The sequence below is a fragment of the Pseudomonas sp. TH31 genome (assembly GCF_016650815.1).
In the GTDB taxonomy this organism is placed as follows: Bacteria; Pseudomonadota; Gammaproteobacteria; order Pseudomonadales; family Pseudomonadaceae; genus Aquipseudomonas.
Map to the genome: position 1 here is coordinate 174,412 of NZ_JAEKEZ010000030.1, position 10,406 is coordinate 184,817.

Below are 10,406 nucleotides of genomic sequence, written 5' to 3' on the forward strand. Positions count from 1 at the left end.
GACAGGTTGAGCACTTTTAGATAGAACGATTTAGTACGGAAATTTCACTACTTTCGTTATATGGTAACGAATTGTGTCGGTTTTTGACGTTGGCAACGATAAACACTGGGGTGGTATGCAAGTCGATCTTGATGTCGATGGAACGCAAGTAGCCGGGTTGCCGCGCTTTCAGCAGGCGCTCTTTCACGGGCGACGATTGCGTCAATATGCAATCGGCTTGAGCGTCTTGGCTGGGGTGGGGCTATTACTGGCGTTTTTTACCGGGCTGTTTGCGCCGCAGTCACTGTGGGCGGCGCTGCTGGTCAATCAGAGTGCCGGTTTGCTGGTACTCATCGCGGGTCTGCAATCGGCCTGGTGGGTGACCGAATGGCGCGCGCAGGCAATGAATCCGACTGTGTCGGTGCCAGTGGTGGTCGAAGCCGACGAAACCGTTGCGCCGGCGGGCTGGTACGAACGCCTGTTGGACCGGCTCGGTCTGCGCTGGCAACACATGCTGGTGCAGATCGGTGCGCCGACCTTGTGGCTGGCCGGCTGGGCGTTGCTGGCGTTGTTCAGCATCGAACAGTTCTGGAACCTGGCGCTGACGCCTGCTGCGCTGGGCTTGTCGGCCAGCGTCGGTGCGGCGCTTTCTTTGTTACTGGCCTTCGGTTTGCTGGTGCTGGAGCGTCAACTGGCCCAGGAAAACCTTGCCGAATGGCCGGAAGCAGGATCGTTGGCACAGCTGGCACGTGTGGCGATTATCTGTTTGGCGTTGAGCGCGTTGTGCCTGCTGTTCGGCAACGACACCTCGGTTTGGCCGGTACGTCTGGCGGTGCTGATCGGTTTGCTGCCGGGGCTGGTGGCCGTCGAATTGCTGCTGCGTGCGGTGCTGTCGCTGTTCAGTCCGCAGCGTGAACAACTTGAACCATCGTTGCTGGCGCGAAGCTTTGTCGCCGACATGCTGCGCTGGCCGCCACAACCGTTGCTGGCGTTGCAGCACGAATTGCACAATCGCTTCGGCATCGACCTGCGGCAAATCTGGGCGTTCACTTACATGCGCCGGGCGTTTTTCCCGGTGTTGGCGGTGGTGGCGATTGTCGGTTGGTCACTCACCGGTATTCACGAAATTGCGCTGCAAGGGCGCGGTATCTATGAACGTTTCGGCAAACCGGTGGAGGTATTCGGACCGGGTTTGCACGCGGGTTTGCCTTGGCCGTTGGGTCGAGTGTTGAGCATCGAGAACGGTGTGGTCCATGAGTTGGCCACCAGCGTCGCTGAAGCGTCGGCGCCGGTTGTAGCTGAACCGGCCGAAGGCCCGGCCCCGGCGATTGCCAATCGCTTGTGGGACGCCAGCCATGTGAACGACAAATCCCAAGTCATCGCCAGCAGCCGTGCCGACAAGCAGAGCTTCCAGATCGTCAACATGGACGTGCGTTTCGTCTATCGCATTGGCCTGACCGATAAAGACGCGTTGGCCGCGACCTACAACAGTGCTGATGTGCCGACGCTGATTCGCAGCACCGCCAGCCGGATTCTGGTCCACGACTTCGCCTCGCGCACCCTCGACGGTTTGCTCGGTGAGGACCGGGTAGGGCTGGGCGAAGAGATCGGCCGTGCCGTACAGGCAGACCTGAAAAAACTCGACAGCGGCGTGGAAATTCTCGCCACTGTGGTTGAAGCAATTCACCCGCCGGCCGGTGCTGCCAACGCGTATCACGCTGTGCAAGCGGCGCAGATTGGCGCTCAGGCGTTGATCTCTCGTGAACGCGGCGCGGCAGCGGAGGCGACCAATCAGGCGCAGTTGCAGGCCAGCATTGCTCGCGATCAAGCCACCGCCAGCGCCCGCGAAATCAATGCGGCGGCGCAGGCATCCGACCTCCGGTTCAGCGCCGAGCGCAAGGCCTTCGCCAGCGCCGGCCAGGCCTTTGTGCTGGAGCAATACTTTAGCCAACTGACCCAGGGCCTGGCCAACGCCAAGTTGCTGGTTCTCGATCATCGCCTGGGCGGCAGCAGCAACGCGCCGACCATCGACCTCCGTACATTCACGCTGCCGGCTGACCCTGCGCCGGCGCGTAATACCGCTCAGCCAGGAGCTGCCAATTGAGCCAGTCGCATACTCACGATCACGATGACCAAACTGGCCACGATCACGGCCATGGCGGGCATCATCACGGACATCACCATCATCACCACGGTGATCCTCAGGAGGCCGGTCCATTCCCGTGGCGGCGCATGGGTTGGGCGGCGTTGCTGGTGGCATTCGCCATCGCAGCAGCGAGCCTGGTGCAAGTGCGTTCGGGGAGGCCACGGTGATTACCCGTTTCGGCAACCCCTCGCGGGTGTTGCTGGAGCCGGGGCTGAGTTGGCGTTGGCCGGCACCGTTCGAGGCGGCAATCCCCGTGGACTTGCGCTTGCGCACAACGTCCAGCGGTTTGCAGGATGTCGGCACCGGGATGGTTTGCGCATCATCGTTCAGGCTTATGTCGCGTGGCAGGTGCAGGGCGATCCGGACAACGTGCAGCGCTTTATGCGCGCGGTGCAGAACCAGCCCGATGAAGCGGCGCGGCAGATTCGCACCTTTGTTGGCTCGGCACTGGAAACCACCGCCAGCAGCTTTGATCTGGCCAACCTGGTGAACACCGACGCTAACCAGGTGCACATTGGCGAATTCGAAGCGCAGTTGCGCCAGCAGATCGATCAACAGTTGCTGACCACCTACGGCGTGCGAGTGCTGCAAGTCGGCATTGAGCGACTGACATTGCCGTCGGTGACACTCACTGCCACCGTCGATCGTATGCGCGCCGAGCGTGAAACAATCGCCACCGAACGTACCGCGATAGGCAAACGCGAAGCCGCGCAAATTCGTTCCGCCGCCGAACGTGATGCGCGAATTGTGCAGGCTGATGCCACGGTGAAAGCTGCTGACATCGAAGCACAATCCCGCGTCGAAGCTGCGCAAATTTACGGTCGCGCGTATGCCGGATCACCGCAGCTCTATAACTTGCTGCGTTCACTCGACACCTTGGGCACCATCGTTTCGCCGGGCACCAAACTGATTTTGCGCACCGATGCCGCGCCGTTCCGAGTGCTGGTTGACGGTCCGCCAAGCCTCGATAACAAGTCCGGATCGCAGCCATGAATTTGGTTCCACGTGGAACAAATGAGTTAAGCAGTCCCTGGATTCAGGCCGGGCGTCTGGCTTTTCTGGCGTTATATGCGGTGACGGTGCTGGCCGCTTTGGCTTGGGCATTCTCCAATGTGCGGCAGATTGACCCGCAGAATCGTGCGGTGGTTTTGCACTTTGGTGCGCTGGATCGCATTCAAAATGCCGGTCTGTTGTTGGCGTGGCCGCGTCCGTTCGAGCAGGTGATTTTATTGCCGGCGGCGGATCGAGTGATCGAACGTCGAGTGGAAAATCTGCTGCGCAGCGATGTGGCGTTGCAGGCTGATCGAGTCGCCACGTTCGCCACGCCGCTCAGTGATGCACTGGCTGGCTCTGGCTATTTATTGACCGGTGATGCCGGCGTGGTGCAACTGGATGTGCGGGTGTTTTACAAAGTCACCGAGCCGTACGCCTTCGTCCTTCAGGGCGAACATGTGCTGCCGGCACTGGATCGCCTGGTCACCCGCAGTGCAGTGGCGCTAACGGCCGCGCGGGATCTGGACACCATTCTGGTGGCGCGTCCTGAACTGATCGGCGCCGATAACAAAGCCGCCGAACGCCGTGAACGCCTGCGCGGTGATCTGGTGCAAGGCATCAACCAGCGCCTCGCCGAACTGACGGCGACCGGGCAGGGGATCGGCATTGAGGTCGCCCGCGTCGACGTGCAATCGAGTCTGCCTGGCCCTGCAGTAAACGCCTTCAACGCCGTGCTGACCGCAAGCCAGCAAGCCGACAAAGCCGTGGCGAATGCGCGCACCGAAGCCGAGAAACTCACCCAGACTGCCAACGAACAAGCCGACCGTGCCCTGCAAGTGGCTCACGCTCAAGCGAGCGAGCGACTGGCCAAAGCTTCGGCCGATACCGCGACGGTACTGAGCCTGGCCAAGGCGCAACAGCAGGGCACTGACCCGCAAATGTTGCTGCGCATTTACCGTGAGCGGATGCCGAAGATTCTCGGTCAGGCCGGCTCGGTGACCACGGTCGATCCGAAAGACGATTCCCGCCTGATCATTCAGGGAGCTGCACAATGACTGCCCACACCGCCGCCGCACCGAGCATGTTGTCCTCGGCTGAGCAACGCAGCGCCGCACGCCAACTGACCTTGGCGATGCTCGCCCTCGGTTTGCTCGGGTTGGGTCTGATCTGGCGTTGGCTGTCGCCGGAGCAAACCGGCGTCAGCCAATTGCTGCTGGGCTTCGCCTCGGTGCTGGTCGCCGTACCGGTGATGCGTTCGGCCTGGTACAGCTTGCGTTACCCAAGCCTGCACGGAATCACCGATCAACTGATTGCCCTGGCCATGCTCGGTGCCTGGGCCACCGGTGATTTGCTCACGGCAGCGTTGCTGCCGATCATCATGATCTTCGGCCATGTGCTGGAAGAGCGCAGTGTGATCGGTTCTCAGGAAGCCATTCACGCGCTCGGCAAACTGACCCGCAGTCACGCGCGCAAGGTTCAGGCTGACGGCGCTATCGTCGAAGTCGACAACGGCACGCTCAAGGCTGGCGACATTGTGGAAGTGCGCGCCGGGGATCGAGTGCCGGCGGATGGCCGGGTGTTGTCCGGTCAGGCAAGTCTCGACACCGCATCGATCACCGGCGAGTCGGTGCCGTTGGAAGCGGTGGTCGGCATGACCGTGTTCGGCGGTGCGATCAATCTTGATGGCCTGCTGCGCATTGAAGTGACCCGCACCGGCAACGAGTCGACCCTCGGCAAAGTGATCGCGCTGATGCAGAGCGCCGAGCGTTCCAAACCGCCAATTACCCGTTTGCTTGAACGTTACGCCGGCAGCTACATGGTGCTGGTGTTGCTGCTGGCGGCGGTTACCTGGTTCGTCACCAATGACGCCCAGGCAATGCTTGCGGTGTTGGTGGCGGCTTGCCCATGTGCGCTGGTGCTGTCGGCACCGGCCACGGCGATTGCCGGGGTGGCGGTGGCGGCGCGTCACGGGATCCTGATTCGCAGCTCGGCGTTCCTCGAGGAGCTGGCGGACCTGACATCGCTGGTCGTCGACAAGACCGGGACGCTGACTTTCGGCACCTTGCGTCTGCAATCCATCGACAGTCCTTTAGAGGACCGCAGCCACGTGCTGAAACTCGCCGCCAGCCTCGGCTCGGCGAGCAGTCACCCGGTCAGCCGTGCATTAGCCAGCCTCGTGACTCAGGAACATTTCCTGTTGCTCTCGGACATTCACGAACGCCAGGGACTGGGCGTGGTGGCAATGACGGAGCAGGGCGAGGCCGCGCTCGGTCGTCCGGAGTTGTTTGCGCAGTTGGGCATCGACACTTCGGCCGTTCCGGAACACGACGGGCCGATTGCTGGACTGGCGCTTGACGGTGAATTCCTCGCCTGGCTGTTGCTGGCGGACACGGTCAAACCAGAAGCACGCTTTGCCTTGAACGAGTTGCGCGAGCTTGGCCTGGGTCGGCAGTTGCTGCTCACGGGTGATCGGCAAAGTGTCGCGCATACACTGGCTCGAGATGTCGGTATCAGCGATGTCGAAGCTCAGGCGTTGCCCGAGGACAAACTCAACCGTGTACTGACGGAAATCGGCAGTGGCTTCCGGCCGATGGTGGTCGGTGACGGCATCAACGATTCCCTGGCGCTGAAGGCCGGTGTCGTCGGCGTGGCCATGGGTGCCGGCGGGGCGGATATCGCCCTGGCTTCGGCAGACATCGTGCTGATCGGCAGCGACCTGCGTCGGCTCGGCACCTGTGTACGGTTAAGTCGCCAGTGCCGGCAAACGCTGCAAGTGAACGTGATCATCGGTCTGGGTTGGACCTTGGCGATTGTCGCCTTCGCGGCTTTCGGTTGGCTGGGTGCGGCGGGGGCGATGATTGCTGCGTTGCTGCACAACCTTAGCACCTTGCTGGTGTTGGGCAACGCCGGGCGTTTGCTGCGGTTTCAGGAGCCTTTGCTCAAGCTCAAAACCAGGTTTGAGTCTGTCGCGAGTGAAGGCTCTAAAGCGGGAGCTTACGGCGGCAGCAACTTTTTAGAACTGTGCGCCCACATCGTAGTCATCTAGGTGTGGGCCATCTGTTTTTTAGGTCACGACGGCTGTCTCGAGCGCCGCGAGTTATAGAAAAAGGCTATTAATTCGATAGCCAGCTAATTTTCTAAGATGGTCTACCCTCAGATCAGACGTCTGAAATAAGGGGGATTATCCATGCTCGCGCAACTTCCACCGGCCTTACAGAATCTGCAGCTACCGCTTCGCCTGCGACTCTGGGACGGCCATGAATTCAATCTGGGGCCGACGCCCAGCGTCACCATTGTGGTCAAGGACCCGCAACTGGTTTCCCAGTTCACCCATCCTAGCCTCGACTTGTTGGGGGCGGCATTTGTCGAAGGCAAACTTGAGCTGGAAGGCTCGATCAGCGATGTGATCCGCGTCTGTGATGAGTGGAGCCAGGCCATGTTGGGTGACGCCGACAGTCAGCCGATGCGCCTCGTCCACGACAAGGAAACCGACGCCAAAGCGATTTCCTACCACTACGACCTTTCCAACGCGTTTTACCAGCTGTGGCTCGACAGCGACATGGCGTATTCCTGCGCCTATTTCGAGACCGGCAGCGAAACACTGGAACAAGCCCAGCAAGCTAAATTCCGGCATCTGTGCCGCAAGCTGCGGCTGCAACCTGGCGATTACTTGCTGGATGTGGGTTGTGGTTGGGGCGGGTTGGCGCGTTACGCCGCCCGGGAATTCGGCGCGAAGGTGTTCGGTATTACCCTTAGCAAAGAGCAACTGGCCCTGGCCCGTGAACGGGTCAAAGAAGAAGGGCTGGAAGATCTGGTTGAACTGCAACTGCTCGACTACCGCGATTTGCCCCAGGATGGTCGTTTCGACAAGGTGGTCAGCGTCGGTATGTTCGAGCATGTCGGTCATGCGAACCTGGCCGAGTACTGCAAAATCCTGTTCGGCGCGGTGAAGGAGGGCGGCCTGGTGATGAACCACGGCATCACCGCCAAGTACACCGACGGCCGTCCGGTTGGGCGCGGTGCCGGTGACTTCATCGAGAAGTATGTGTTCCCTAACGGTGAACTGCCGCACCTTTCAATGATCTCTGCGCAGATCAGCGAAGCGGGACTTGAGATCGTCGATGTCGAGAGCCTGCGCCTGCATTACGCGCGCACTCTCGACCACTGGAGCGAACGCCTGGAAGACAACCTGGAAGCCGCCGCCAAACAGGTACCGGAACAGGCCCTGCGAATCTGGCGGCTGTACCTGGCCGGCTGCGCTTATGCGTTTGCCAAAGGCTGGATCAACCTGCACCAGATTCTCGCCGTGAAGGCCCACCCGGATGGCAGCCACGAACTGCCGTGGACCCGCGACGACATCTACACGCCTTAAAGGATCGGTGAAATCAGCCGGGCGACCCGCATGCCGATTTGTTGCAGGCGGTGGGTCTGCCGGCTTTCTTCTTTGGCGATTTCGTGGGCCTGGGCGAAGTCATCGTTGAGCATCTGTTCCACCTCGCCAGCGAACATGCTGTCGACAGTCAGTAACATCACTTCGAAATTCAGCCGGAACGAACGGTTGTCCAGGTTGGCGCTGCCGATGGCGCTGATTTCGCTGTCGATCAACACCACTTTCTGATGCAGGAATCCGGGCTGATAACGGAACACCCGCACGCCTGCGCGAACGGCTTCGAACGCGTAGAGACTGGACGCAGCGTAGACGATCCGGTGATCCGGTCGCGACGGCAGCAGCAATCGCACATCGACACCGCGCAGTACCGCCAGCCGAAGTGCGGCGAACACCGCTTCGTCCGGAATGAAGTAAGGGCTGGTGATCCACACCCGTTCCGTCGCTGCGTGGATGGCTTCGACGAAGAACAGCGAACAGGTTTCGTAGGAATCCGCCGGGCCGCTGGCGAGCAATTGGCACAGCACGCCGTCGTCCGGGTACACGTCCGGCAGAATCAGCGGCGGCAGTGAGCGTGCGGCCCAGAACCAGTCTTCAGCAAAAGATTCCTGCATGCAGGCCACCACCGGCCCGCGTACTTGCACGTGGGTATCGCGCCAAGGGGCGAGGGGCGGTTTTTCGCCCATGTATTCGTCGCCAACGTTGTGGCCGCCGACGAAGCCCAGCACGCCGTCCACCACCACGATCTTGCGGTGGTTACGGAAGTTGACCTGGAACCGGTTGAGCCAGCCGCTGCGGGTGGCGAACGCCTTGACCTCGACGCCAGCATCGCGCAACAGCTGGACGTAACTGTGGGGCAACGAGTGGCTGCCAATGCGGTCGTACAGCAGATAAATCGCCACGCCTTCGGCGGCTTTTTCAGCAGCAGGGTTTGCAGGCGCTGGCCGAGCCGGTCGTCGTGGATGATAAAAAACTGGATCAGCACCGCTTCCTTCGCGTGGCTGATGGCCTCGAAGATCGCTTCGAAGGTGGCTGTTCCGTTGATCAGCAGGCGTACTTCGTTGTTTGCCAGGCACGGCATGCGCCCCAGTTTTGGCATCGCTCTCAAGGATGCGTAGGCATTCGACGCGCGGGCGGTCAGGGCTTCTTCGACCCAGGGGCGCCAGTTCAGCTCGGAAATGGCCTTGCGCATTTCTTCGTTGGCCTGGCGTCGGGCCTTGATGTAGCCATCGAAGGTGCTACGACCGAAGACCAGGTACGGAATGAGCGTGAGGTAGGGAATAAACAGCAACGACAGGGCCCAGGCAATCGAGCCTTGGGCGGTTCGAACGGTCAACACGGCGTGGATGGCGGCGATCAGGCCCAGCGAGTGCAGTAGTGCAATCGTGTAACCGAAAATATGCGGTCCAAAATAATCCATGGGGCAACCTTGCTCCTGAAGATTCAATGCGTAAAAGACCATGTTCCGTGCAGAATGTCGCTATTTAATTGGCCCATGAACCGAAGCACATGGCTGACGTCTAACGGCCACTATTGATCAGGAGTTACTCGATGAACGTTCGTCTGCTGGGTTTGGCCATGGCCCTTGGTTTGTCCCTTCCTGTGGCCGCTCAGGCGCAGATGCTGCAACCGGGTTTGTGGGAATTGACCTCGAGCAACATGAAGGTTGATAACCAGGACCTGCCGGATCTGCAATTGATCCTCGGCCAGCTGCAAAGCCAGATGACCCCGCAACAACGGGCGCAGCTGGAGCAGCAGGGCATTACCATGGGCGGTAAAGGGATTCGGGCGTGCCTGACTCAGGCCCAGGTAGCGTCCGATAATATTCCGCTGACGGGCCCGCAATCGGGCTGCAAGCAGGAAATTACCGACCGTAACGGCAACCAGTGGAAATTCCGCTTCAGTTGTCCGAAAGCGCAAGGTGCGGGTGTGGCGACGTTCCTCAGTGATCGTGAGTTCACCACTAAGGTTAATGGCACGTTCAACGCCACGGGTATCCAGCAGAAGGGTAGCCTCGATACCCGCGCGGTGTGGTTGGGGCAGGATTGCGGGACTGTGAAGCCGAGAGCTTAAAAGCAATCGCGAGCAAGCTTTGCTCCTACGGGCGGTGATACCCATAGGAGCAAGGCTTGCCCGCGATGGCGTCAGGTCAAACCCCACAATCTTTCGGGTGTAAAAACCCACACACCTCATCAATCCGCATTCGCCCAAAATCTTCCCCGCTGCCACTGCGCACACTGACAAACCCACCGTCCTTTTCCTTCTCACCGACGACCAACAGATACGGCACGTTCCGCTCACTGTGCAGGCGAATCTTGTAGCCGATCTTTTCGTTGCGCAGATCCGCATGAGCGCGCACCCCACTGCGGCGCAATTGCTCGGTCACCGATTGGGTGTAACCGATCTGGCGTTCATCGATGTTCACCACCATCACGTGAGGGGGCGCTCGCCAATGGTCCAGCTCCTGTTGGCTGGACCAGCAGGTCCCGTAAATCCGTTGCGGCGAGTTGCCGCCAACATGATCAAGGGCGAAGGCTTGCAGCACTTTGGTGGCTGGAACGTGGGGACCTCGGGACAGGTATTCGGCGTCTCCCAGGCGATACACCGACAGTCTTTCGGTTGATGACAACTGCCTGCGGATGGAATGGTTGGTCGCCGCGAGTATGCGCATCCGCATTTCTATCTCTGGCAGGTCGTCCAACGATAACGTCCGCTCCATCGCAAACTCATAGAAGAACCCGTCGCCCAATGCCGAGCCCGTCAGCAGCAGGACATTTGGATGGAGTTGTTTGACGGCCATCGCCAGCACCAGTGCACAGGAGCGGCGAACGATCTCCAGCCCATCAGGTTCCCGAGGCGTGACAATGCTGACGCGGGCATCGCCGCTAATCATGTATCCGC

General features: G+C 60.4%; 5 protein-coding genes and 3 pseudogenes. 6 read left to right on the plus strand and 2 right to left on the minus strand.

Translation table 11 applies throughout. From position 1 onward, the window contains the following. Nucleotides 1-115: 115 nt before the first annotated feature. The 5 genes and pseudogenes from hflK (JFV26_RS24720) (at nt 116) to cfaB (ending at nt 7,490) form a co-directional block, all read left to right on the plus strand. Complete coding sequence (gene hflK / locus JFV26_RS24720; protein ID WP_201196099.1) at nt 116-2,083, plus strand: protease modulator HflK; 1,968 nt, start codon at nt 116-118, stop codon at nt 2,081-2,083. Beyond that, nucleotides 2,080-3,118 (plus strand): annotated as a pseudogene (gene hflC, locus JFV26_RS24725) (protease modulator HflC). Before hflK (JFV26_RS24720) ends, hflC begins: the two are co-directional and overlap by 4 nt. Next, complete coding sequence (gene hflK / locus JFV26_RS24730; RefSeq protein ID WP_201196088.1) at nt 3,115-4,173, plus strand: protease modulator HflK; 1,059 nt, start codon at nt 3,115-3,117, stop codon at nt 4,171-4,173. The pseudogene hflC and the gene hflK (JFV26_RS24730) overlap by 4 nt, the downstream one beginning before the upstream one ends. Continuing rightward, nucleotides 4,170-6,101 (plus strand): annotated as a pseudogene (locus JFV26_RS24735) (cation-translocating P-type ATPase); the annotation flags it as partial. The gene hflK (JFV26_RS24730) and the pseudogene JFV26_RS24735, both read left to right, overlap by 4 nt. Nucleotides 6,102-6,305: 204 nt before the next feature. Next, nucleotides 6,306-7,490, plus strand: a complete 1,185-nt coding sequence (cfaB, locus tag JFV26_RS24740) for a C17 cyclopropane fatty acid synthase CfaB (protein ID WP_201196089.1) — start codon at nt 6,306-6,308, stop codon at nt 7,488-7,490. Here cfaB and cls read toward each other — a convergent pair. Continuing rightward, nucleotides 7,487-8,925, minus strand: a pseudogene (gene cls, locus JFV26_RS24745) (cardiolipin synthase). The gene cfaB and the pseudogene cls sit on opposite strands and share 4 nt — an antisense overlap. Nucleotides 8,926-9,056: 131 nt before the next feature. Between cls and JFV26_RS24750 the strand changes: the two are divergent. Beyond that, entirely contained in the window at nt 9,057-9,578 is a 522-nt protein-coding gene (locus tag JFV26_RS24750; protein WP_201196090.1) for a DUF3617 domain-containing protein, read from the plus strand. A 76-nt stretch (nt 9,579-9,654) separates the two neighbouring features. On the opposite strand, the gene JFV26_RS24755 is transcribed toward JFV26_RS24750, so the two are convergent. Then, a partial coding sequence (locus tag JFV26_RS24755) for a His/Gly/Thr/Pro-type tRNA ligase C-terminal domain-containing protein (RefSeq protein ID WP_201196091.1) occupies nt 9,655-10,406 on the minus strand: 752 nt, incomplete at its 5' end.

Coding starts and splice junctions, on each gene's coding strand:
- JFV26_RS24750 (WP_201196090.1), top strand. CDS start 9,057: ATGAACGTTCGTCTGCTGGGTTTGGCCATGGCCCTTGGTTTGTCCCTT.
- hflK (WP_201196099.1), top strand. CDS start 116: ATGCAAGTCGATCTTGATGTCGATGGAACGCAAGTAGCCGGGTTGCCG.
- hflK (WP_201196088.1), top strand. CDS start 3,115: ATGAATTTGGTTCCACGTGGAACAAATGAGTTAAGCAGTCCCTGGATT.
- cfaB (WP_201196089.1), top strand. CDS start 6,306: ATGCTCGCGCAACTTCCACCGGCCTTACAGAATCTGCAGCTACCGCTT.